Below are 23,534 nucleotides of genomic sequence, written 5' to 3'. Positions count from 1 at the left end.
CAAGCCAGCGATGAACTGCGTTAAGCGTAAACAAATCCTTCCACCGGAAGCCGCAAAATCCCACACTCTACCTGATAACAAACGCTACGCAACCTAATTAGCTCGGAAAGCCACATTTCGCCACGCGCGGTCTAATCACTGGCCATCCAGACGGCAAGTAAACTTTAGTCGGTTTGCGGACAAACGCGAACCCGCGCTAGAATACGCGCAGAATTTCCGTTTGCAGGAGAAATAAATGCGTAACAATACTCAACCCATCGAACGAGCAGCTTTGCTAACTGAAGCAAATAACATCATTCGCCAACACGAAGATTATATGCACGGCATGGTGGCTACCGACGTTGAGCAGAAAGGCAGCGTGTTGGTTTTCCGCGGCGAGTTTTTTTTAGATCCCGAAGGGCTGCCAACGGCAAAAACCACCGCCGTATTTAATATGTTCAAGCACCTGGCCCATGTGCTTTCCGAGAAATATCATCTGGTGGATTAACCATTAAAAACGGGGCCATCAGGCCCCGTGCAATAACCGGTTTATCGGCTTACAACAGCGGTTTCTCACCGCGTTGCCACCAGCGCAACAGCAGACGATCGGCACTCTCTGCCGCACTGCCGGTAAAGCGATCGATCATGCGTTTACGACGGGCATAGCGCACCCCCACCACCTCATGGTTCTCCATTTCGGCAATCAGCAGATCGTCACTGGTGCCAACCGCATCGATCAGACCTTTGTCTTTCGCCTGCGTGCCGTACCAGTGCTCGCCGGTAGCGACTTCTTCGATCGCCAATGAAGGGCGTTGCTGCTGCACAAATTGCTTGAACAGTTCGTGGGTTTCGTTCAGATCTTCGCGGAATTTTTCCCGCCCTTGTTCGGTATTCTCACCAAACAGGGTCAGGGTGCGTTTGAACTGGCCAGCGGTATGCAGTTCCACATCGATATTGCTCTTTTGCAGCAACCGATGGAAGTTGGGGATCTGTGCCACCACGCCGATCGAACCAATGATCGCGAACGGGGCCGCCACAATGCGATCGGCCACGCAGGCCATCATGTAACCTCCGCTAGCCGCAACCTTATCCACCGCTACCGTCAGGCGGATACCGCCCTTGCGCAGGCGCTCCAATTGCGAGGCTGCCAGACCATAGCCGTGCACCACCCCACCAGGGCTCTCCAAACGCAGCAACACCTCGTCTTTGGCCGTGGCGACCGCCAACACAGCAGAAATCTCTTCACGCAGTGAGCTGACCTCATGAGCATCCATGCTGCCCTTGAAGTCCAGCACATACAGGCAAGGTTTGCTGGCCTCAACCGCCCCGGCCTTGGCACGCTGTTTTTTCAGCTTGTCGTCGGCCTTGGTCTGCTTTTTAAACTGCTTGCTCCAGCTCTTTTGCTCTGCCGCGCCCATGCGTGCCAGGCGCATCTCGCGTTGCATTTCACGATATTGCTCACCCAGGTCGGTAAGCTGTAGTTCCCCTTTCTGCTGGCTCTTGCGTTGCCCAAGGCTCACCGCCAGCAACGCCAGTGCGGCAATCGCAATCACCACCGTGGCAACCTTGGCCAGGAAAAGGCCATAAACAGATATAAATTCCACAGATACCGCCTTTATTTACAGTTGTTTAGTGTGACCCCAATCATTTTAGCCAATCACCAGCGGGGCTGTCGCGACTAAATGAAAAATTCAGATTGATGAGCGGGCGTAAGATGCGGCACTCCAACGTGTTATGGGGCTTCCGGTGTCGGTAACCAAGCTGCCATTGTACCGTTTTTGTTACAAAAGAATGCCGTTTCTGTGGGTTACTCATTGAAAATGCGATCCATTTCAGGCATATAACACTCATTATCCAATAAATTACCGACAAAAATTCGCTGTGGATCGCCACGGTGGTTGAGCAACCCGCTCCTGCCAGCGCTCCGCTATCTACCCGAGCTCCCAGCCATTAGCGCGAGAGCCGCCAACCAGGCGCGAGGAACTATTGTGCATTACCAACCTAAGCAGGATCTGCTTGAACAACGAATTATTCTAGTGACCGGTGCGGGCGACGGCATTGGCCGTGAAGCGGCACTGACCTACGCGCGTTACGGTGCGCAACTGGTGCTGCTTGGCCGCACGGCAAGCAAACTGCAGGCCGTTCAGGCAGAAATTGCCGCCATTTCCACCGCTCCGACGCATATCGTTACGCTGGATTTGCTGCACGCCACGCCAGAACAGTGCCAAAGCCTGGCGGAAGATCTGGCCACGAAGGTGCCACGCCTGGACGGTGTGCTGCAAAACGCCGGTCTGTTGGGTGACATCGCCCCCATGGCCGAGCTGTCGATGCCCATGTGGAACGAGGTCATGCAGGTCAACGTCAATGCCACCTTCATGCTCACCCAGGCGCTGCTGCCGTTGCTGTTGAAATCGAATGCGGGTTCGCTGGTCTTCACCAGTTCCAGCGTTGGCCGTACCGGCCGGGCCAATTGGGGTGCCTATGCCGTTTCCAAGTTTGCCACCGAGGGAATGATGCAGGTGTTGGCCGACGAGTACAAAAACCGTAACTTGCGGGTAAATTGCATCAATCCGGGTGGAACGCGCACTAAAATGCGCGCATCGGCATTCCCGCAGGAAGATAAAAACAAGCTGAAAACGCCGGCCGATATCATGCCGCTGTATCTGTATCTGATGGGCGATGACAGTCGTCGTAAAACCGGTATGAGCTTCGATGCTCAGCCCAACCGCAAACCCGGCGCCGCCGAATAAGGAAGCTTTTAACATGGCTGAAGATCATCACCAGCAACGCCAGCAACGGCTGAAAGAACAGGTGGATGCCCGCATTGCCGCCGCACAGGAAACCCGTGGTCTGTTGCTGGTCTTTACCGGCAATGGCAAAGGCAAAACCACCGCCGCATTTGGCACCGTTACCCGTGCCGTCGGCCACGGTATGAAGGCCGGAGTGATCCAGTTTATCAAAGGCCAATGGCCTAACGGCGAGAAAAACCTGCTGCAACAGCACGGCGTGGAATTTCAGGTGATGGCGACCGGTTTTACCTGGGAAACGCAGGATCGGGAAAGCGATACCGCCGCCTGTCAGGCCGTCTGGCAACACGGTAAACGCATGTTGGCCGACAGCAGCCTGGATCTGGTGTTGATGGACGAGTTGACCTATATGGTGACCTACGGCTATCTAGAGCTGTCAGAGGTGCTGGAGGCGCTTGAGCAGCGTCCGGCACACCAGACGGTGATTATCACCGGACGTGGCTGTCATCGCGATTTGCTGGAGCTGGCGGATACCGTTACGGAGATGCGGCCGGTGAAGCACGCGTTTGAAGCGGGGATCAAGGCTCAGCAGGGAATTGACTGGTAAATGAAGCACCGTGGCCGAGCCAGCAGGCAAGGCCACGATGACAGATATCAGTTACGCTTGGAAGACTTGGCCGGTTTGCCTGGTTTGCTGCTGCCTGGCGCGCCACGACGGCTGCCGGGAGCAACCTGGCTGTGGCGTTTTACCGCACGACGGATCTGGTTGGCTTTCACACGGCGGCGATCGCGTTCCACCGGCAGTTTGCTGACGGTTTCCGGTTGCAGTTCTACCAGCTCACGCAGATAGTTGGTTGCCTTCAGATCCAGCTCGGTATAACCGCCGCGAGGCAAGCCTTTTGGCAGATCGATATCACCGTAACGCACGCGGATCAAACGACTGACCTGCACGCCAACGGCTTCCCACAGGCGACGCACCTCACGGTTACGGCCTTCGGTCAGCGTGACGTTGTACCACTGGTTGATCCCTTCGCCACCCTGGAAACTGATGGTGCGGAAAGCGGCCGGACCATCTTCCAGCTGTACGCCTTTGCTCAGTTGCTTGAGCTTTTCGTCGTCAATCTGGCCAAACACGCGCACGGCGTATTCACGCTCGACTTCGCGGCTTGGGTGCATCAGGCGATTAGCCAGTTCACCGTCAGTGGTAAACAGCAACAGGCCGGACGTATTCACGTCCAAACGCCCTACCGCTACCCAACGTGAACCACGCAGTTTTGGCAGGCGATCGAAAACCGTTGGACGGCCTTCCGGATCGCTACGGGTGCAGAGTTCGCCTTCCGGCTTGTAATAAGCCAGCACGCGGCAAACCGCTTCTTCGGATTCTTTGATCGAGACAACGTGACCGTCCAGGCGAATTTTCATGCCTGCAACGACTTCAACGCGGTCGCCAAGTTTGGCGATTTTGCCGTCGACGCTGATGCGACCCGCTTCAATCATGGTTTCTATTTCACGACGCGAGCCATGGCCGGCATTCGCTAAAACTTTCTGTAACTTTTCGCTCATTGAGCAACCTCTAGTGTCGCCTTCACAGGCGTCGGGGGGACTTTGCCGCCACGCTCCCGAGGAAAGGCGGCCACAAAGATTAGCACTTGGTTAAAACCAACCGCTTATTATACAGTCTTTATCCCTCCTTGGCACTTACTTCATCGGCAGTTTAGCGGAAAGGTGCCGGATCGCCTGCGCCTTCACGGATCACTTCCGGTGAGGATTCGGTCAGGTCGATCACCGTGGTCGGCTGCTGGCCCAGGAAACCGCCGTGGATCACCAGATCAACCTGTTTGCCCAGGTGTTCGCTGATCTCTTCCGGATCGGATTCGGCAAAATCATTGCCTGGCAACATCAGGGTGGTCGACATCATCGGCTCATTGAGTCCTTCCAACAGCGCCAGAGCGATCGGGTTGGACGGTACGCGCAGACCGATGGTTTTACGTTTGTCATTCATCAGGCGGCGTGGCACTTCTTTGGTCGCTTTCAGAATGAAGGTGTAATGGCCCGGTGTGTTGTTCTTGATCAGGCGAAACGACGAGTTGTCGACGAAGGCATAGGTCGACAGTTCGGACAGATCGCGGCACATCAGCGTGAAGTTGTGGTTACCATCCAACTGGCGAATACGGCAGATACGCTCCATCGCCGTCTTCTCTTCAAGCTTGCAGCCTAGCGCATAGCCTGAGTCGGTGGGATAGACGATCACGCCGCCCTTGCGCAGCACCTCTACGGCCTGAGTGACCAGACGCGGCTGCGGGTTGTCCGGGTGAATATAAAATAACTGGCTCATTGTAACTCCTGAAAATGCTGCACGCACACAACAACGCCCGCGTTAAATCAACTATACCCGTCGTCTTTCAAGCCGCAGCGTTGTTACCTGCACTTACTCACCCCAGTCACTTACCCAAAAGTAAGCTCCTGGGGATGAGTAAGCTTGTCGCCTAGCTGCGACTTGAAATCCATAGGGTATATTGGGCTCTATTGTATTCTATTGAGGTTGTGGCCAATCACGCCACACCGGCTCAACGCCACCGGGTAACCACAGTTTGCGCCCCAACTCAATCCACGAACAGGGCTGGTGAAAATCAGAGCCCTGCGACGCCAATAATTGATAGTCCTGCGCATATTTTGCCAACACCGTGCGTTCATGGGGGGCTTGCTGACACTGCGCCACTTCCATCGCATCGCCGCCATGTTCGGCAAAATAGGCCAGCAGGCGCTTGAGCCACTTGGCTGTCAGATCGTAACGGCCCGGATGCGCCATTACCGCTTGACCGCCGGATTGATGAATGACATCAATGGCTTGTTCTATTGTACACCACTGCGGCGGAACATAGCCGATTTTCCCTTTGGCGAGATACTTCTTGAACACCTGCGCCATGTTGTCGGCCATACCAAGCTGTACCAGAACACGGGCAAAATGCCCCCGGGTTACCGCCCCATCACCCGCCAACTGTTGCGCGGCGGCATAGGCATCGGGAATGCGCGCCTTCGCCAACCGAACGCCAATTTCTTGCGCACGCAAATTACGGCGCTCGCTTTGTTCGGCCAACAGTTGTAACAACGCAGGATGGGCAGTATCGATCCCCAGCCCGACAATATGGATCTCATGGTTTTCCCACAGCGTAGAAATCTCCACACCGTTAACCAGTTGCAAGGGCAAGGCAAGTTCGGCAATCGCCGCTGCGGCCTCGGCCAATCCGTTGGTCGTATCGTGATCGGTAATAGCCAGCACGCCAACACGCATCTCAACGGCACGCTGCACCAACTGAGTCGGGGTCAAATAACCGTCCGAAGCGGTGGTGTGGCTGTGGAGATCGTACAGGGTAAAAGCGGAGGGTTGTGGGCTGCTGTCTGTCAAAAGAGATGTCCTGCGATGGCTTGGCTTTCTATCATACCCGCTATGGTTGGCCGGACGGAAATCTATTCTGCCGATGGCCCACCCAAAAGATTATACATTTCACACGGGTTGCTAACATATTGTGCAAAAAGGGAGTTGACATTGCCCTCTCGTTCCAGTTAACTAGTACACAAGTTCACGGTAGTGGCATTGACCGTGTTAGATGAAAAAGCTGGATGACAAAACAGAGAGCATAATGATGACTAAGCACACTTCTCTTCTTCGCTGGTGGCGTACTTCCCAATCAAGGGTCGAGTAATCACGCATACCTGTCATCTGACACTGCAGATTCCCTAGGCCCGCTCATCATAGCGGGCTTTTTTATGGATAAGAGTTAACTGGAACGACCGAAGATGAACCTGAAACCACAGCTTAAACTACTGACGGCACAAGCCGGTTACCGCAGCGACCCAACGGCGATTTTTCATCAGCTGTGCGGCGCTCGCCCTGCCACCCTGTTGCTGGACTCGGCGGAAATCAACAGCAAGCAGAATCTGAAAAGCCTGCTGATTGTCGACAGTGCCCTGCGCATTACCGCATTGGGTCGCCAGGTCAGCCTGCAAGCGCTTACCGCCAACGGAGCGGCTCTGCTGCCGCTGTTGGATGAAGCCTTGCCTGCCGAAGTACAGATCCAGGCTCGTCCAAATGGCCGTGAATTAACCTTCCCGGCGATTGATACGGTACAAGACGAAGATGCCCGCCTGCGTTCATTGTCGGTATTTGATGCGCTGCGCACTATGCTGACGCTGGTCGATGCCCCTGCCGATGAGCGTGAAGCCATGTTGCTCGGCGGCCTGTTTGCCTATGACCTGGTGGCCGGGTTTGAAGACCTGCCAGAGCTGCGCCAGGACCAACGCTGCCCGGACTTCTGCTTCTATCTGGCAGAAACGCTGCTGGTGTTGGATCACCAACGTGGCGTGGCTCGTTTGCAAGCCAGCGCATTTACCGGCGACGCGGTTGAAACCCAGCGTTTGCAACAGCGCCTTGAGCAACTTCAGGCTCAATTGCAACAGGCCCCGGTCGCCATTCCTCAGCAAAAGCTCGAAGATATGCAGTTAAGCTGCAACCAAAGCGATGAAGAGTATGGCGCGGTCGTCAGCCAGTTGCAGCAGGCCATCCGCCACGGAGAAATTTTCCAGGTGGTGCCTTCACGTCGCTTCTCACTGCCTTGCCCTAACCCGCTGGCGGCTTACCAGACGCTGAAGGAAAACAATCCAAGTCCTTATATGTTCTTTATGCAGGACAATGAATTCACGCTGTTCGGTGCCTCACCGGAAAGCGCATTGAAATATGAAGCCACCAGCCGCCAGATCGAAATCTATCCGATTGCCGGTACTCGCCCGCGCGGACGCCGTGCCGATGGTTCGCTGGATTTGGATCTCGACAGCCGCATCGAACTGGAAATGCGCACCGACCATAAAGAACTGGCCGAGCACCTGATGCTGGTCGACCTGGCCCGCAACGATCTGGCTCGCATCTGTGAAGCTGGCAGTCGCTACGTTGCCGACCTGACCAAGGTTGACCGTTATTCCTTCGTGATGCACCTGGTTTCCCGCGTGGTCGGCAAACTGCGTGACGATCTCGACGTACTGCACGCCTACCAGGCCTGTATGAATATGGGCACGCTGAGCGGCGCACCTAAAGTGCGCGCCATGCAGCTGATCGCCGCCTCTGAAGGCACCCGCCGTGGCAGCTACGGCGGCGCGGTAGGTTACTTCACCGCTCACGGCGATCTCGATACCTGTATTGTCATCCGTTCTGCCTATGTCGAAGACGGTGTTGCCACCGTGCAAGCCGGTGCCGGAGTGGTTCTGGATTCTGTTCCTCAGGCGGAAGCCGATGAAACCCGTAACAAGGCACGTGCCGTGCTGCGAGCTATCGCCAGCGCGCATCAGGCCAAGGAGATTTTCTAATGGCCGATATCTTACTGCTCGACAACGTCGACTCCTTTACCTACAACCTGGTCGATCAGCTGCGTGCCAGCGGCCATCAGGTCGTGATTTACCGTAACCAGATTGCTGCCGAGATCATCATCGCCCGCCTGCAACAGATGGAGCAGCCTGTCTTGATGCTGTCACCAGGCCCAGGTACTCCAGCCGACGCCGGCTGTATGCCTGAACTGTTACAGCGTCTGCGCGGCCAGTTGCCGATTATCGGGATCTGCCTCGGCCATCAGGCGATTGTGGAAGCCTATGGCGGCCACGTAGGTCAGGCAGGTGAGATCCTGCACGGCAAGGCGTCTGCTATTACTCACGATAATCAGGGGATGTTTGCCGGTATGGCCAACCCGCTGCCGGTCGCCCGCTATCACTCGCTGGTTGGCAGCAATATCCCGGAAGGACTGACCGTCAATGCCCGCTTCGGCGACATGGTGATGGCAGTGCGTCACGATGAACACCGCGTATGTGGTTTCCAATTCCATCCAGAATCCATTCTGACCACCCAAGGCGCACGTTTGCTTGAGCAGACTTTGGCCTGGGCGCTGGCGAAATAATTGAGAGGAAACGACTATGCAACCTATTCTTGAAAAACTGTATCGTTCGGAATCGATGAACCAGGAAGAAAGCCAGCAGTTGTTCAGCGCGATCGTGCGCGGCGAGCTGGAACCTAGCCAACTGGCAGCGGCACTGATCAGCATGAAGGTCCGCGGTGAGCGCCCGGAAGAGATCGCCGGGGCAGCCAAGGCATTGTTGGCCGATGCCCTACCGTTCCCGCGCCCAGACTATGCCTTCGCGGATATCGTCGGTACCGGCGGTGATGGCACCAACAGCATCAATATCTCCACGGCCAGCGCCTTTGTTGCCGCCGCCTGTGGGGTCAAGGTTGCCAAACACGGCAACCGCAGCGTCTCCAGCCGTTCCGGTTCATCCGATCTGTTGGCCGCTTTTGGGATCCGCCTGGATCTGCCTGCGGAAGAATCCCGCAAGGCGCTTGACGACCTGGGCGTGTGTTTCCTGTTTGCACCGCAGTATCACACCGGTTTTCGTCACGCGATGCCGGTACGCCAACAGTTGAAGACCCGCACGGTGTTCAACGTACTTGGGCCGTTGATTAACCCGGCTCGCCCCCCGTTGGCATTAATCGGGGTCTACAGTCCGGAGTTGGTGTTGCCAATCGCCCAAACCCTGCGCGTGCTGGGTTATCAACGCGCCGCGGTCGTACATGGTGGCGGCATGGATGAAGTGGCGATCCACACCACCACTCACGTAGCCGAGTTGAATAACGGCGAGATCGAAAGCTATCAACTGACGCCGAAATCCTTCGGTTTGGACAGTTATCCGCTGGGTTCCCTGCTGGGTGGCTCACCGGAAGAAAACCGTGACATTCTGGCAAGGTTGTTACAAGGTAAAGGCGAGCCAGCGCACGCCGCGGCGGTTGCCGCCAACGTCGCGCTGTTGCTGAAACTATTCGGACAGGAAGACCTGCGCCACAACGCGCAGCAGGCATTGGACATGATCCACAGTGGGCAGGCTTACCTGCGTGTCACTGCTTTGGCAGCAAGAGGATAAATGATGCAGGAAACCGTGCTCAACAAGATTGTTCGTGACAAAGCGCAGTGGGTCGCGGCACGCAAGCAACAACAACCATTGGCCAGCTTTCAGAACGACATCACGCCAAGCGGCCGTAGCTTCTATCACGCGCTGCAGGGCACCAGAACGGCATTTATTCTCGAATGCAAAAAAGCCTCTCCTTCCAAGGGGCTGATCCGCGAGAATTTTGACCCGGTGGAAATCGCCTCGGTGTATAAGGATTTCGCCTCGGCGATCTCGGTGCTGACCGACGAAAAATACTTCCAGGGCAGTTTCGATTTCCTGCCACTGGTGAGCAAAACCGTGACCCAACCGGTGCTGTGCAAAGACTTTATGATCGATCCTTACCAGATCTATCTGGCTCGTCATTATCAGGCTGACGCGATTTTACTGATGCTGTCGGTACTGAATGACGAGCAATATCGCCAACTGTCTGCGGTGGCACACAGCCTGAATATGGGCGTGCTGACCGAAGTCATCAGCGAAGAAGAATTACAGCGCGCGATACAGCTCGAAGCCAAAGTGATTGGCATTAACAACCGCGATCTGCGCGATCTGTCTATCGATCTGGATCGCACCCGCACCCTGGCTCCGCGTGTGCCACATGGCGTAACGGTGATCAGCGAATCCGGCATCAACAACTATGGTCAGATCCGTGAGCTGAGCCGCTACGCCAACGGCTTCCTGATCGGCAGTGCGTTGATGTCAGAAAGCAATCTGCGTAGCGCAGTGCGCCGCGTGATCCTGGGCGATAACAAAGTCTGTGGCCTGACCCGGCCACAGGATGCTGCCGCAGCCTATCAGGCCGGTGCCAACTTCGGTGGTTTGATCTTCGTTGGCCGCTCTCCGCGTAACGTGGATATTGCCCGCGCCAGGGAAGTGATTGCCGGTGCCCCCTTGAAATACGTTGGCGTTTTCAGTGATGCACCGGTCACCACGGTAGCGCAAACTGCTGAACATCTGGGCCTGTATGCGGTGCAACTGCACGGTGCGGAAGATCAGGATTATATCAACGCTTTGCGCGCCGAACTGCCCGCCAACTGTCAGATCTGGAAGGCCTTGAGCGTGAAAGACAGCCTGCCTGCCCGCGATCTGCAACACGTCGATCGTTATCTCCTCGATAACGGCGCAGGCGGTACCGGCATTCGCTTCGACTGGTCGGTTTTGCAGGGCCAGACGCTGGACAACGTGATGCTGGCCGGTGGCCTGAGCGCCGATAACTGCGTAGATGCAGCCCTGCTGGGCTGCGCGGGCCTCGATTTCAACTCTGGCGTAGAGAGCCAACCCGGCATCAAGGATGCCGAGCGTCTGGCGGCGGTGTTCCAAACCCTGCGCGCCTACTGATTGCGAACCTCATTTAACGGATAATAACGGGAAAAATAATGACGCTGCTTAACCCTTACTTCGGCGAATTTGGTGGCCAATATGTGCCGCAAATTTTGATGCCAGCACTGAAACAACTGGAAGAGGCCTTCGTCAGCGCCCAGCGTGACCCAGAGTTCCAGGCAGAATTTATCGATCTGCTGAAAAACTACGCGGGCCGCCCAACGGCACTGACGCTGTGCAAAAACCTGACAGCCGGGAGTAAAACCAAGCTCTATCTGAAGCGTGAAGACCTGCTGCACGGCGGTGCCCACAAGACCAACCAGGTATTGGGCCAGGCGTTGCTGGCTAAACGCATGGGCAAAACCGAGATCATCGCGGAAACCGGTGCTGGTCAACATGGTGTGGCCTCTGCATTGGCCTGTGCTCTGCTCGGTCTGAAATGCCGTATCTACATGGGTGCCAAGGATATTGAACGCCAGTCACCTAACGTATTCCGCATGCGCTTGATGGGGGCTGAAGTGATCGCGGTACACAGCGGCTCTTCCACGCTGAAAGATGCCTGTAACGAAGCGCTGCGCGACTGGTCTGGCTCTTACGAAAAGGCCCACTACATGCTGGGTACTGCCGCAGGCCCACACCCGTTCCCGACCATCGTGCGTGAATTCCAGCGCATGATCGGCGAAGAAACCAAAGCCCAGATGCTGGAGCGTGAGGGTCGTCTGCCGGATGCCGTGTTGGCCTGCGTTGGCGGTGGTTCCAACGCCATCGGCATGTTTGCCGACTTTATCGACGATACCAGCGTTGCTCTGATCGGTGTCGAACCTGCCGGGCTGGGGATCGAAACCGGCCAGCATGGTGCGCCATTGAAACATGGCAAGGTCGGGATCTACTTCGGTATGAAGTCACCGATGATGCAAACCTCTGAAGGCCAGATCGAGGAGTCTTACTCCATCTCCGCCGGTTTGGACTTCCCTTCCGTTGGCCCGCAGCACGCCTATTTGAACAGCATCGGCCGCGCAGAATACGTGTCGATCACCGATGATGAAGCTTTGGAGGCTTTCAAGGAGCTTTCCCGCCACGAAGGGATTATCCCGGCGCTGGAATCTTCCCATGCCCTGGCGCACGCGCTGAAAATGATCCGTGAAGAGCCGCAGAAAGAACAGATCCTGGTGGTTAACCTGTCCGGCCGCGGCGACAAAGACATATTTACTGTTCACGACATTCTGAAAGCACGGGGAGAAATCTGATGGAACGTTATCAGCAGCTGTTCAAACGGTTGGAAACCAATCAAGAAGGCGCCTTCGTGCCGTTTGTCACCCTCGGTGACCCAAACCCGACGCTATCGTTACAAATCATCGACACGCTGGTGGAAAACGGCGCAGACGCCTTGGAACTGGGGATCCCCTTCTCCGATCCTTTGGCCGATGGCCCAACCATTCAGAGTGCAGCACTGCGTGCCTTTGCTTCCGGCGTTACGCCAACGCACTGTTTTGAAATGCTGGCGGCGATCCGTCAGAAACACCCTGATATTCCGATTGGCCTGCTGATGTATGCCAACCTGGTATTCCACGGCGGTATTGATGAGTTTTATCAGCGCTGTGCGCAGGCTGGCGTGGATTCGGTGTTGATCGCAGATGTGCCTTTCGAGGAGTCCGCACCTTTCCGCGCGGCGGCGACTCGCCACGGTATTGCGCCAATCTATATCTGCCCACCTAATGCGGATGAGGATTTACTGCGTGAAATCTCCTCCCATGGCCGGGGTTACACCTACCTGCTGTCACGCGCCGGGGTGACCGGGACGGAAAGCCGCGCCCAGCTACCTTTGCACCATTTGATCAACAAGCTGCGCGAGTATCATGCGGCACCACCGCTGCAAGGCTTTGGTATCTCTGAACCTTCACAGGTCAAAGATGCATTGCAGGCCGGTGCAGCTGGGGCGATCTCCGGCTCGGCTATCGTGAAAATCATCGAGCAAAACCAGGCACAACCGGCGGAAATGCTGGCTAAGCTAGGTAAGTTTGTTCGTGAAATGAAGGCCGCAACCCGCGTTTAATCCCTCTCATCCTCGATCATCGGATACAGATTGTCTGTGTCCGATGATAACGTCTTGTTTACCCTCAAGCTTGCCGCAGTTATTTTCGCAAACAATTTGAACAAACCCGCATCCTGCCCCACAATCATAGAGGCCGCTCTCTATTCGGTGGTTCAGTGCATATGATCCGTTAGCTGATTGAAATCAGCCTGTAGTATCAACAATAACATTTGCAAGGAGAGTCATTTATGAAGCTATTTAAAACCCTTTCGGCGCTGTGCATGGCGGGTATTTTGGCTATGGCAGTTTCTGCCTGCGCGCCAACGGCAAAATCCGAAGGCACTGGCGGCTATATTGACGATACGGTCGTCACGACCAAAGTGAAGTCTGCACTGTTAGCGGATAAAACCATCAAATCCACTGAGATCAGTGTCGAGACCTTTAAAGGCAAGGTTCAGCTCAGCGGTTTTGTCAGCTCTAGCGCCGATGCTAATCGCGCAGTTCAGGTGACTCGCGGCGTGGCGGGTGTGAAAGCGGTAGAAAACGATATGCGCATCAAGTAACTGAAGAGGGAGGCGCCGAGCAGCGCCTCCTTATTGCGGGCTGGCTTAGAAGCGGTAACCCGCACCAAACATAAACACCCACGGATCCAGACGAGTATCGATACTCTGATGTTGATCGCCAGCGTCGAAGCGCACCTTGGTCTCGATATTCATCCACCAGACCGACATGTTCAGCATCCAGTGTTCATCCAGGTTGTAATCCAGACCTGCCTGCCCGGCCACACCCCAGGAATTTTTCAGATCCAGGTTGCTAAGACCCGCATCCTTACCGTTGTCGTTGAATTTCTCATCGAAGAACATGGTGTAGTTAACACCGATACCCAGGTAAGGACGCAGTTTGTCCTGCTTTTCGCCAAAGTAGTACTGTGCCATCAGCGTTGGTGGCAATTGACGAACTGTTGCAATATCTCCGTTGACAGCTGGGCCACCCAGAGAAACTTTATGGCGGAACGGGGTCGCGGCCAGCAATTCAACGCCGATATTGTCCGTTACCATGTAACCAAAAGTCAGACCCAGCTGAGTGTTGTTATTGGCGTTGAAAGACCCTTGACCTAAAACGTTGTCCGAACCCGCATTTGGACGAACTGTTGCAGTACCTGCACGGAACAGGAAATCACCCGCTTGATGCGCACTTGCAAACATAGGAGCCATCAGAGCCCCTAACACCACCAGAGTTGTCTTTTTCATTATCCATTCCATTTGTGTGGTTTATAGTCCCGACGAATATACCTATTAACAGGTATTTATGATCCAATCGAGATCACATCTTAAGTGTAAAAATTTAAATTCCCACCAAAAACAAAGCCACCTAAGGTGTTAATAAATCGATAATTGATCTGAATCAATAAACGCCTTTTGTTGCATATTTGATGCAAGTTTAAAAATCAGTTGCTAAAAAAAATAGCGCTGAGTAATTTCTTTATTCCTGTTGGTTTTGGTTGGTGGCCGGTAAGGAGTCGGTGGCAATCAAGATGAGCGAAATTCAAAATCCCTGTACCAGCTGTGGCGCCTGCTGCGGTTATTTCCGAGTATCATTCTATTGGGCCGAAGCGGAAGATGGTGGCGGCGCGGTGCCTATTGCGGCAACCGAACCCTTGAGTCCTTTTCTGCGTTGTATGCAGGGGACCAACAGTAAATCCCCGCGTTGCACCTCGTTGATCGGTGAGATTGGCCAGGCGGTTTCCTGTTCGATCTATCTCAATCGCCCTAGCCCCTGCCGTGAGTTCGATCAATCCGGGGAAAATGGCCTACGTAATGAAGCCTGCGATCGGGCCCGTGAGCGCTACGGTCTGCCCCCCTTGCCGGTTCCGCTGCCATTATCGCTGGCAGAGACCATAATCGCCCAAGAAATCAGCACGGTGCCATTCACGGGGTGCCACAGCGGCGCAGAACAGGGTACAATCGCCCACTAATTTATTATGTCCCCCGACGCCAAGGAGTTTGCATGCCAATCACGGCCAACACGTTGTACCGTGACAGTTTTAACTTTTTCCGTAATCAGGTTGCCAGCATTGTTCTGTTGGCACTGCTGACCGCGTTCATTTCTGTGCTGCTTAATCAGGCTTTCAGCCCCGATATCGAGCAGTTGAAGGTCCTGACCGCGACGGAAAGTGATTTGGCCTCCAACGCCGGTACCGGCATGGGGATCCAGGAAATCATTCAGCAAATGACGCCTGAACAGCAGATGGTGCTGTTGAAAGTGTCCGCCGCCGCCATGATTTCCGCTTTGGTGGGTAACGTGCTGCTGGTGGGGGGAATGTTGACGCTGATCCGCCTGGTTTCTGAAGGCCAGCGCACCAGCGCACTGCGGGCTATCGGGATTTCTGCCCCGCTATTGCCGCGCTTGCTGCTGCTGTTGTTTGTCTGCACCTTACTGACCCAGCTAGGCCTGACGCTGTTCGTCGTGCCCGGCGTGATCCTGGCAATCTCGTTCTCATTGGCCCCGGTGATTTCCGTTGCCGATGGGAAAAGCCTGTTTGCCTCGCTGAAATTGAGCTGCAAGCTGGCCTTTGCCAACGCCCGGGTGATCGTACCGGCGATGATGCTATGGTTGGCGGCCAAGCTGCTGGTGCTGTTTATGGTCAGCCACTTGTCGGTATTGACGCCGCACGTTGCCAGTGTGGTGTTGACCGCATTGAGCAACCTGGTTTCTGCCCTGCTGCTGATTTATCTGTTCCGCCTGTATATGCTGCTACGTGACAATGCGCCCGCTGCTGGTGTGTCCTTAGATAAAAGATAAACCGAGTCGGTTAACGATTAAGGGCACGCTGTTGGCGTGCCCTTTTTATTTACGCAACCGTGGCGGGTTCAGCCTGTTCCTTACTTTGTATCAGCTTGAGTGCCAGATAGAGGTCGGGTACCAGGATTAGATCCTTATCGCGCCCCACCTGATTGATGCGGAACCAACGGGTTAACTCGGTACGCCGCCCTGCCAGCACCAGCTTTACATTACGCTGTAACAAATCACGCTTTAGCTCATCAATCGCGGCCAGCACGCTAATATCCGCATGGGTAAAGCTGGCCACCGCATCCACCACCACCCAACGCGGCTGGAACGGCGTGCTATCGACCAGATTAAGAATGCGCCGTTTGAAGTAGGCCACATTGAAATAGGTCAACGGCGAGTTAAAGCGGTACATCATCACGCCCTGCACCGCCTTCACCCCGTTGTTATTGCCCATTGAGTGGATCATGCCTTCCTCGTTGACCCCCAGCAGTTGCTCCGTTGGGCGGAATACGGTGCGCAGAAACTGCATCAGGCCAAGCAACACCGCCAAGCCAATACCGCTGATCACCCCCACCAGCAGCACGCTGATAAAGGTAAAGGCCGCCAGATAAAACGCCTGCGTATTGCGCCGACGCAAAATCCAGATGCCACGAATATCGAGCAGCGACCACGCGGCATACATCAGCACCACGCCTAACCCGGCCACTGGGATAAATTGCAGCGGCGAAGTCAGGAACAACAGCACAATGCCGATCACGATGGCAGCAATAATTGATACCAGCTGGCTTTTGCCACCGTTGGCATCGTTTACCGCAGTACGCGAATCCGCTCCGCTGATAGCAAACCCTTGCGACAGCGCGGAGACGATGTTTACCAGCCCCAGCGCACGAAATTCCGCATCGGCATTCACTTCGTAGCCATTTTTTGCCGCAAAGCTGCGCGCCGTAAGCATCATGCTGACAAAGCTGACCACCGCCAGGTTGAGCGCCGGGATCACCATGTCACGCAGCAATCCTGGCTGGAAGTCCGGCCACTGGACGATAGGCAACATCCCGCTGAAGCCCCCCACGGTAATGATGCCGTGTTGCTGCAAATTTCCCGCCCAGGTGATGAAGGCGACCAGCACGATGGCAAACAACGGTGCTGGCCAGTTAGGCCGCAGCTTTTTAACCCCCACCAGCATCAGCAAGGTCAGCAAAGAAATCCCCATCGTCAGGCCGTCACTGTGCAACAGATTGCCGGGTAAGGCATAGATACGTTCGATCAACTGTGCCGGGTGTACGCCGAACCCCAGCACTTTACCGATCTGATCGACGATGATGGTGATCGCTACCCCGTTCAGCAACCCACTGAGGATCGGGCGCGAAAGCAGATCCGCTAAAGCACCAAGCCGAAAGCGACTGGCCAACAGACACCAAGCGCCCATCATGGCGGTCATCATGATGGTCAGTTGCCAATGCAGCTCCATGCTGCCCGCGGCTAACGGAGTCACCACGGCGGCGATCACCGCGCAGGTTGCCGCATCCGGCCCGACAATCAGCTGCCGTGACGAGCCGAAAATGGCATAGGCGATCATCGGTAAAATACAGGAGTAAAGCCCGACCACCGGGCTGACGCCGGCCAGTTCGGCATAGGCGATCGCCACCGGGAGCGCTACTGCGGCAACCGACAACCCCGCACGAATATCCGGCTTCAACCAACTGCGTTCATATCCTAATAAATGCGTCAAACCAGGCGTCCACGCCCGGAGAGATTTCCACTGCATAGTTATTTTCCATGGTAAATAATGCGGCTATTATTATGCTTAATATGCGATGTAGGCCCTGCTGTTGCAAACGACCCACGATGACAATCGTAAGTTTATGCAAATTCTCCGGTTAACAGCAGAAATCTGGCAGGCAAACGCCGATAATCTGCACCTTCGCCCGGTACACAGATCGCGCCAAATCCGGTATAGTCGCCCGATGAACCTATGATGGATTGATTTATGAAGCAGTTTCTTGATTTTCTACCCCTAATTGTCTTTTTTGCATTTTATAAGCTCTACGATATCTACGTCGCCTCGGGTGCTTTGATTGTCGCCACCGCCTTGGCACTGGTCTTTACCTGGCTGAAATATCGCAAGGTCGAGAAAATGACGCTGATCACCTTTGCCATGGTGGCCGTGTTCGGTACCTTGACCCTGGTGTTCCACAACGATCTGTTTATCAAATGGAAGGTCACGGCCATCTATACCCTGTTCGCCCTGGCGCTGCTGATCAGCCAACTGGTACTGAAAAAGCCGCTGATCCAACGCATGCTAGGTAAAGAGCTGACCTTGCCGGATAAAGTGTGGAATAACCTCAACATTGCCTGGGCCCTGTTCTTCCTGGCCTGCGGCTTGGCCAATATCTATGTGGCCTTCTGGTTGCCACAGGACGTTTGGGTTAACTTTAAAGTGTTTGGCCTGACCGTACTGACGCTGGTCTTCACCCTGTTGAGTGGTGTCTATATCTACCGTCATATGCCAGAAGAGCAGAAGAAATAATGACCGAACAACGACCTTTACCTAGCGGCGAGCTGGTACTGCGCACGCTGGCCATGCCAGCTGATACCAATGCCAACGGCGATATCTTTGGCGGTTGGCTGATGTCGCAAATGGATATTGGCGGCGCGATCCTGGCCAAAGAGATTGCCGAAGGACGCGTGGTGACCGTGCGGGTTGACGGCATGACCTTTCTCAAGCCGGTCGCCGTAGGTGACGTGGTGTGCTGCTATGCCAACTGCATCCGCAGTGGCCGCAGTTCCATTACCATCAATGTGGAAGTTTGGGTCAAGAAGGTCTCTTCTGCCCCGATCGGCCAGCGCTACCGGGCCACGGAAGCGGTGTTTACCTATGTTGCGGTAGATGACAGCGGTAGCCCTCGTGCCCTGCCAGACGGTAAAATGAATTTCCACGTCGGCGAGTAAGCCGACACCAGATAGCAAAAAGGTCGCAATCGCGACCTTTTTTTATGGCAATATTGTGAAGCATCCGCAGTCTTATTCTACCGTCGACCCTTCCATTTTAAACACGATGGTCTTCGTCAGGTTCTGCGCGGCTTTGGCCTCATAGCGCCATTTACGCATCGCCAATTTCACTTCACGTTCAAAAATATTACGGGGTTCCGCAGACAGAATACGCACGTTAGTGACCCGTCCGTCGCTATCGACGTCGAACTGCACCTTGACCTTGCCTTCAATCTGCAATGCCGAGGCCCGCGTCGGATACATCGGTTTGCCAATACTCAAGGCTTTCGGCCCTAACTCGCGGGACGTTCCCGGCGCTGGTGCTGATGGAGCCTGTTTAACCGGGGCCTTGTCGATAGGCTTGGCCTCGGAGGGGTTATCGAATGGTGAAGGTTCCCGCACTTCGGTCTTCTTCACTTCGCGTTTGACCGGTTTCTCGACCTTCGGCTTCGGTTTTGGCTTCGGCTTGGGTTTTTCCGGTTCCGGTTTAGGGATGGCTACCGGCACCGGCGGTGGCGGCTCTGGCTCCGGGATCGGTTCCGGCTCAGGTTCAGGCTCGACCTGCGGCTCCGGTTCCGCCGCAGCCGGCGGTGGTGGTTCTGCCAGCGCAGCCATATTCACCATCATGACGCTGATAGGGGCATCTTCCTGCTTCGGCAGTTGCAACACTTCGTTGACGGAAGCGTAGAGCAAGGCGGCCACCAGGGCACTGTGCAAGCCAACGGAGAGGACAATTGGCACTGAAATTCGGCGAATAAGGAACATCTTGTTTAGCGGCATAATGATTCTGTTTCCTCTGGTGCGCCAAGTTTAAATGCAAATAGCAATCATATTCAATAACGAAAGACAAACTATCGCTTTAATCGGCATTATTAGGCGCTAAAACCAGCAAACTCATAGGGATATTAACCTTTAATTAGCTTTTTTTGGGCTTTATACACGGGTTGTTAACCTTTGCGTTGCGGCAATCGGCAATCGCGACACGTAGGGTGAGCGTTATTTTTATGCGGATTGCCATTCCCTTGCCACAGGTTTTGCGCTACTTTGTGGTTACCGTTCTATGGCAATGATTTTAAAGGTGAAATATGCTTTATCTGATCTACGCACAAGACGTACCCGGCTCGCTGGAAAAACGCCTGGCCGTTCGCCCCGCCCATCTGGCTCGTCTGCAGGCGCTGCGTGACGAAGGCAGACTCGTGGTCGCTGGCCCTAACCCGGCTATCGATAGCAACGATCCAGGTCAGGCCGGGTTTACCGGTTCTACCGTGATCGCCGAATTCTCTTCGCTGGAAGCGGCAAAATCCTGGGCGGCACAAGATCCGTACGTGGATGCGGGCGTGTACGGTGACGTCACGGTAAAACCGTTCAAGCAAGTATTTTAAGCAAAAAAAAGCCAGCACGGAGTGGCTGGCTAAAGTGGGTTCTTCGAGGGAATATCTTTATGCGTTAAAGATACTCGCCGTGCGGGCAGGCCGCCATCTATCGATGCGATAGGTTAGCCCTTGCGATCCGTCTCGTTAAGAACCCACTTTTGCAGATCGCCGAACATCTCTTCCCATTCCTGCTGGTCGATATCCATAAAACCGAAGAAGCGCAGCATAAAAGCGCCTTCGGTGGCCAGAAAGGCCAATCGCGCCTTCCTCCCTTGCTCTGTAGTCAAATCCAATCCGGCGATTCGGCTGCGATACCATTCTCGCGTGCTGTCCAGGTGCTCCGGCGTCTGGATTAACGTCGCCATCAGGCCGGCAGCCTTGGCGCTGGAAGCCTGATCCGAGCTGCGTGTGGCTTGCATATGCGCCTGGACGATGGTTAGTGGGTCCGGCTCACTGCCCGCAATATTGTCAAAAACTTGCTCATAGGCTTTTCCCCAACGGTCGAACATCGCATCGATAAGCGCATCTTTGCTACCAAAACAGTATTGCACCCCGCCCTTGGAAATCCCCATGGCCTTGGCCACCGAATCAATGGTTAGCCCTGCCGCTCCTTGGGTCGCCACAATCTCTTCTGCGGTGTCCAGAACCTTGTCACGATCGATACTCCGTTGACGGCCCATTGAGAAATCCTCTTTTCAATACGTACGTATGGATTTATATTAGTGCAGTATACCATCGCTACTAGCGGATGGTTGCCGTAAGGTGACGCAGCCGCGTCATCGGTTTACTAGGATACTCTGTTATGCACGCCCAAAACCGCTGGCTGATCCTGGCAATGATCTCCAGTGCGCTATTTTTAATCATTACCGATATGACGGTGCTTTACACCGCGTTGCCTCGCCTCACCCAGGCATTGGATGCCACTGCCTCGCAAAAACTGTGGATCGTTAACGCCTACCCATTGGTGGTTGCTGGCTTGCTGCCCGGCGCAGGTATGTTAAGCGATCGCATCGGCCATAAGAAAATGTTTATTGCCGGACTACCGGTGTTTGCCCTGGCTTCGCTATGTGCCGCATTCTCTCCCAGCGCCGAGCTGCTGATTGCCTCACGGGCTTTCCTGGCCGTCGGAGCTGCCATGATGATGCCCGCCACCCTATCTATCGTGCGCCACGTCTTCACCGATGAGCGTGAACGTGCGCTGGCAATCGGTATCTGGGCCGCAGTGGCTTCCGGTGCCGCCGCACTTGGCCCGGTGGTGGGCGGTGTTCTGCTGTCCTATTTCTGGTGGGGCTCGGTGTTTCTGATCAACGTCCCCGTGGTGATGCTGGTCCTGCCGCTGGCGGTCTATCTGATCCCCCGTTGCGGTGGGAACAGCCAACGCCCCTGCGACTTTATCAGTTCACTGCAGATCATGTTCGGCCTGGTGGCGTCGATCTATGCACTGAAAGAGCTGAGCAAACCCGCCTTCTCCCTGAGTGACTTCGCCATTGCCGCGGTGTTAGGTACGCTGTTCCTGACCCTGTTTGTCCGCCGCCAGCAACGGGCACAATACCCAATGGTCGATTTCTCGTTGTTCCGTAACCGCCTGTTTGCCAGCGGCGTCGGCGTGGCGATCGTCTCAATGATCGCGCTGGTCGGGGTTGAACTGGTGCTAAGCCAGCGGTTGCAGTTGGTGCTAGGCATGACACCTCTGCTGGCCGCGCTGTTTATTTTGCCCATTCCGGTCGCCTCGGCACTGGCTGGCCCGTTAGCTGGGGCTTTGCTACCGCGCTATGGCGAACGCTACATGTTGGTGGGCGGTTTTATTCTCACGGCCTTAGGCATTGCCGGTGTTGCCCTGTGGTATCAAGGCAACGTCATTATGCAGTTGGTCTGCCTGTTTGTGGTGGGCTTTGGCCTGGGCGGAGCCATCACCGCGGCCTCAACGGCCATTATGCTCAACGCTCCTGAAGACAAGGCAGGCATGGTTGCCGCGATTGAAGATGTTTCGTGGGAGTTGGGTGGCGTGCTAGGCATCACACTGCTAGGCGGATTGATGACGGCAGTTTACAGCCACAGCCTAGTGTTGCCAGCCAACCTGCCCGCAGGCGATCTCGCCTATGACAGCATTGATGAGGCGCTGCGGCTGGCGGGAGAAATGGGGGCAGACAGCGCAGCAAGGCTGACTCAATTGGCGAGAGGTGCCTTTGATCAGGCATTTATCGCTGTGCTGATCGCCGCCGCATTACTCACCAGCCTGAGCGCCGGTGTGCTAAAATTTGCTTTGCGCAAAAAGTCGCAGGATTGTTTTAACCGCTAAGGTTAAGTTTGCAAGACAACGGGTAAATTGGTTTGAACGATTGAATTGATGCTTACTATCGTCTTTAACCTTATGATAGATCCGGTTAACCTGTTTTGTATGGATATCACGTTAGATACTCGAAACACATAATCAGGAGAAGATTTTTATGGCAACGGCAAAGAAAACGACCAAGACTCATATCGGCCTGGACACCAAACAATCTGCAAAACTCTCTGAGGCACTGAACGCCTTACTGGCGAACTATCAGGTGCTGTATATGAACGTACGCGGCTATCATTGGAATATTTCCGGCCCGCACTTCTTTGAGCTGCACGTCAAGTTTGAAGAAACCTATAACGATCTGCTGACCAAGGTCGATGAGCTGGCAGAGCGTATCCTGACGCTGGGTTCACAGCCTCGTCACGCTTTTAGTGACTATCTGAAAACGGCAGACATCAAAGAAGACACCAATGTCACCGACGATAAAGGCACCCTGCGCGGCTTGCTGGATGGTTATGCCATTCTGTTGCAACAGCAGCGCGAGCTGCTGGCACTGGCCGCAGAGGCCGGTGATGAGGGCACCTCTTCGCTGATGAGTGATTACATCAAAGAGCAGGAAAAGCAGGTGTGGATGTTGAACGCCTACCTGGGTAAATAACTCAAACCTGTGAAGGGCGCGGCATGCTGCGCCCGTTTGTTTGTCAGATAACAAAACAGCCCATAACGGGCTGTTTTGCTGTTACCACTCGTAAGCCACGACAAACAGTAAGGCTCTGCGGTGCTGATCGTCCAAACGGCGACGAACCCGAATGATATGCCGATTGCTGCACGACTGGCGTTCTAACCAACGGTGCCTGCGCCTCTGGACCTGCCGTAACATCCTCCAGCGGCCCACTTCATTTCTACTGCGTCTCAATTTTCGTTCCCCACTAATGCCAACCGCGGGCATTATAGTCCTTTCAACGTATGATCCAAGCCGCCCGTTAATTCCTTTGTTGACCCTCCCTGCATAAAAAGCAGGTTTTTTATTTTCGGCAAGTCCC

The 23,534-nt window shown here is 54.9% G+C and carries 26 protein-coding genes and 1 other annotated feature; of the genes, 17 read left to right on the top strand and 9 right to left on the bottom strand.

Annotated features, from left to right (window positions below):
• Window positions 1-235: 235 nt before the first annotated feature.
• The gene (locus U869_RS0100640) at window positions 236-487 is read left to right on the top strand and encodes a YciN family protein (RefSeq protein ID WP_025119215.1); all 252 of its coding nucleotides are present in this window, start codon (window positions 236-238) and stop codon (window positions 485-487) included.
• Window positions 488-536: 49 nt separating this feature from the next.
• On the opposite strand, the gene sohB is transcribed toward U869_RS0100640, so the two are convergent.
• Complete coding sequence (sohB, locus tag U869_RS0100635) at window positions 537-1,583, bottom strand: protease SohB (protein WP_025119216.1); 1,047 nt, start codon at window positions 1,581-1,583, stop codon at window positions 537-539.
• Between the two features lie 384 nt (window positions 1,584-1,967).
• On the opposite strand from sohB, the gene U869_RS0100630 reads away from it, so the two are divergent.
• Window positions 1,968-2,729 carry a YciK family oxidoreductase gene (locus tag U869_RS0100630; protein ID WP_025119217.1) on the top strand — a complete coding sequence of 254 codons (762 nt, stop codon included), beginning with the start codon at window positions 1,968-1,970 and terminating at the stop codon, window positions 2,727-2,729.
• A 13-nt stretch (window positions 2,730-2,742) separates the two neighbouring features.
• Window positions 2,743-3,333 (top strand): cob(I)yrinic acid a,c-diamide adenosyltransferase, encoded by a 591-nt coding sequence (cobO, locus tag U869_RS0100625; RefSeq protein ID WP_025119218.1) that lies wholly within the window; start codon window positions 2,743-2,745, stop codon window positions 3,331-3,333.
• Between the two features lie 47 nt (window positions 3,334-3,380).
• Here cobO and rluB read toward each other — a convergent pair whose 3' ends face one another.
• From rluB to U869_RS0100610, 3 genes are all read right to left on the bottom strand, one after another.
• Window positions 3,381-4,289, bottom strand: coding sequence for a 23S rRNA pseudouridine(2605) synthase RluB (gene rluB / locus U869_RS0100620; protein ID WP_025119219.1), 909 nt, complete (start codon window positions 4,287-4,289; stop codon window positions 3,381-3,383).
• A 151-nt stretch (window positions 4,290-4,440) separates the two neighbouring features.
• A complete protein-coding gene (locus tag U869_RS0100615) occupies window positions 4,441-5,061 on the bottom strand; it encodes an L-threonylcarbamoyladenylate synthase (RefSeq protein ID WP_025119220.1) in 621 nt (206 codons plus the stop codon).
• A gap of 198 nt (window positions 5,062-5,259) precedes the next feature.
• Window positions 5,260-6,132, bottom strand: coding sequence for a PHP domain-containing protein (locus U869_RS0100610; RefSeq protein ID WP_025119221.1), 873 nt, complete (start codon window positions 6,130-6,132; stop codon window positions 5,260-5,262).
• Between the two features lie 259 nt (window positions 6,133-6,391).
• Window positions 6,392-6,496: a sequence feature (Trp leader region), on the top strand.
• 28 nt (window positions 6,497-6,524) lie between these two features.
• On the opposite strand from U869_RS0100610, the gene U869_RS0100605 reads away from it, so the two are divergent.
• From U869_RS0100605 to U869_RS0100570, 7 genes are all read left to right on the top strand, one after another.
• Complete coding sequence (locus U869_RS0100605; protein ID WP_025119222.1) at window positions 6,525-8,084, top strand: anthranilate synthase component 1; 1,560 nt, start codon at window positions 6,525-6,527, stop codon at window positions 8,082-8,084.
• Window positions 8,084-8,665, top strand: coding sequence for a gamma-glutamyl-gamma-aminobutyrate hydrolase family protein (locus U869_RS0100600; protein WP_025119223.1), 582 nt, complete (start codon window positions 8,084-8,086; stop codon window positions 8,663-8,665). Before U869_RS0100605 ends, U869_RS0100600 begins: the two co-directional genes overlap by 1 nt.
• A 16-nt stretch (window positions 8,666-8,681) precedes the next feature.
• Complete coding sequence (gene trpD / locus U869_RS0100595) at window positions 8,682-9,680, top strand: anthranilate phosphoribosyltransferase (RefSeq protein ID WP_025119224.1); 999 nt, start codon at window positions 8,682-8,684, stop codon at window positions 9,678-9,680.
• A gap of 3 nt (window positions 9,681-9,683) precedes the next feature.
• Window positions 9,684-11,045, top strand: a complete 1,362-nt coding sequence (gene trpCF, locus U869_RS0100590; protein ID WP_025119225.1) for a bifunctional indole-3-glycerol-phosphate synthase TrpC/phosphoribosylanthranilate isomerase TrpF — start codon at window positions 9,684-9,686, stop codon at window positions 11,043-11,045.
• Between the two features lie 38 nt (window positions 11,046-11,083).
• The gene (gene trpB / locus U869_RS0100585; protein ID WP_025119226.1) at window positions 11,084-12,274 is read left to right on the top strand and encodes a tryptophan synthase subunit beta; all 1,191 of its coding nucleotides are present in this window, start codon (window positions 11,084-11,086) and stop codon (window positions 12,272-12,274) included.
• On the top strand, window positions 12,274-13,080 hold the full coding sequence (gene trpA, locus U869_RS0100580) for a tryptophan synthase subunit alpha (protein ID WP_025119227.1): 807 nt from the start codon (window positions 12,274-12,276) through the stop codon (window positions 13,078-13,080). Before trpB ends, trpA begins: the two co-directional genes overlap by 1 nt.
• 227 nt (window positions 13,081-13,307) lie before the next feature.
• Window positions 13,308-13,622, top strand: coding sequence for a BON domain-containing protein (locus U869_RS0100570; protein WP_025119228.1), 315 nt, complete (start codon window positions 13,308-13,310; stop codon window positions 13,620-13,622).
• Window positions 13,623-13,667: 45 nt separating this feature from the next.
• Here U869_RS0100570 and ompW read toward each other — a convergent pair whose 3' ends face one another.
• A complete protein-coding gene (gene ompW / locus U869_RS0100565) occupies window positions 13,668-14,309 on the bottom strand; it encodes an outer membrane protein OmpW (protein ID WP_025119229.1) in 642 nt (213 codons plus the stop codon).
• A 284-nt stretch (window positions 14,310-14,593) separates the two neighbouring features.
• Here ompW and U869_RS0100560 point away from each other — a divergent pair, with 284 nt between their 5' ends.
• Together U869_RS0100560 and U869_RS0100555 are read left to right on the top strand one after the other, a co-directional pair.
• Entirely contained in the window at window positions 14,594-15,034 is a 441-nt protein-coding gene (locus tag U869_RS0100560; protein ID WP_025119230.1) for a YkgJ family cysteine cluster protein, read from the top strand.
• Between the two features lie 32 nt (window positions 15,035-15,066).
• Window positions 15,067-15,861 (top strand): YciC family protein, encoded by a 795-nt coding sequence (locus U869_RS0100555; RefSeq protein WP_025119231.1) that lies wholly within the window; start codon window positions 15,067-15,069, stop codon window positions 15,859-15,861.
• A 49-nt stretch (window positions 15,862-15,910) separates the two neighbouring features.
• Here U869_RS0100555 and U869_RS0100550 read toward each other — a convergent pair whose 3' ends face one another.
• Entirely contained in the window at window positions 15,911-17,614 is a 1,704-nt protein-coding gene (locus U869_RS0100550; protein WP_025119232.1) for a SulP family inorganic anion transporter, read from the bottom strand.
• A 222-nt stretch (window positions 17,615-17,836) separates the two neighbouring features.
• Here U869_RS0100550 and U869_RS0100545 point away from each other — a divergent pair, with 222 nt between their 5' ends.
• Together U869_RS0100545 and yciA are read left to right on the top strand one after the other, a co-directional pair.
• Entirely contained in the window at window positions 17,837-18,376 is a 540-nt protein-coding gene (locus U869_RS0100545; RefSeq protein WP_025119233.1) for a septation protein A, read from the top strand.
• Complete coding sequence (gene yciA, locus U869_RS0100540) at window positions 18,376-18,798, top strand: acyl-CoA thioester hydrolase YciA (protein WP_025119234.1); 423 nt, start codon at window positions 18,376-18,378, stop codon at window positions 18,796-18,798. Before U869_RS0100545 ends, yciA begins: the two co-directional genes overlap by 1 nt.
• A 72-nt stretch (window positions 18,799-18,870) precedes the next feature.
• Here the strand turns inward: yciA and tonB are convergent, their stop codons facing one another.
• Window positions 18,871-19,617, bottom strand: a complete 747-nt coding sequence (gene tonB, locus U869_RS0100535; protein WP_025119235.1) for a TonB system transport protein TonB — start codon at window positions 19,615-19,617, stop codon at window positions 18,871-18,873.
• A gap of 305 nt (window positions 19,618-19,922) precedes the next feature.
• Between tonB and U869_RS0100530 the strand changes: the two genes are divergently transcribed.
• Window positions 19,923-20,219, top strand: coding sequence for a YciI family protein (locus U869_RS0100530; RefSeq protein WP_025119236.1), 297 nt, complete (start codon window positions 19,923-19,925; stop codon window positions 20,217-20,219).
• Window positions 20,220-20,332: 113 nt separating this feature from the next.
• On the opposite strand, the gene U869_RS0100525 is transcribed toward U869_RS0100530, so the two are convergent.
• Complete coding sequence (locus U869_RS0100525) at window positions 20,333-20,890, bottom strand: TetR/AcrR family transcriptional regulator (protein WP_025119237.1); 558 nt, start codon at window positions 20,888-20,890, stop codon at window positions 20,333-20,335.
• A gap of 122 nt (window positions 20,891-21,012) precedes the next feature.
• On the opposite strand from U869_RS0100525, the gene U869_RS0100520 reads away from it, so the two are divergent.
• Together U869_RS0100520 and U869_RS0100515 are read left to right on the top strand one after the other, a co-directional pair.
• On the top strand, window positions 21,013-22,509 hold the full coding sequence (locus tag U869_RS0100520) for an MFS transporter (RefSeq protein ID WP_025119238.1): 1,497 nt from the start codon (window positions 21,013-21,015) through the stop codon (window positions 22,507-22,509).
• A gap of 148 nt (window positions 22,510-22,657) precedes the next feature.
• Window positions 22,658-23,149, top strand: a complete 492-nt coding sequence (locus U869_RS0100515) for a Dps family protein (RefSeq protein WP_025119239.1) — start codon at window positions 22,658-22,660, stop codon at window positions 23,147-23,149.
• 81 nt (window positions 23,150-23,230) lie between these two features.
• Here the strand turns inward: U869_RS0100515 and U869_RS30315 are convergent, their stop codons facing one another.
• A complete protein-coding gene (locus U869_RS30315) occupies window positions 23,231-23,407 on the bottom strand; it encodes a YciY family protein (RefSeq protein WP_071998187.1) in 177 nt (58 codons plus the stop codon).
• Between the last annotated feature and the right edge of the window lie 127 nt (window positions 23,408-23,534).

Source organism: Serratia sp. H1w (assembly GCF_000633355.1).
GTDB lineage: Bacteria > Pseudomonadota > Gammaproteobacteria > Enterobacterales > Enterobacteriaceae > Chania.
Note: the sequence above shows the minus strand (reverse complement) of the source record. Positions and strands in the feature narration are given on the sequence as shown.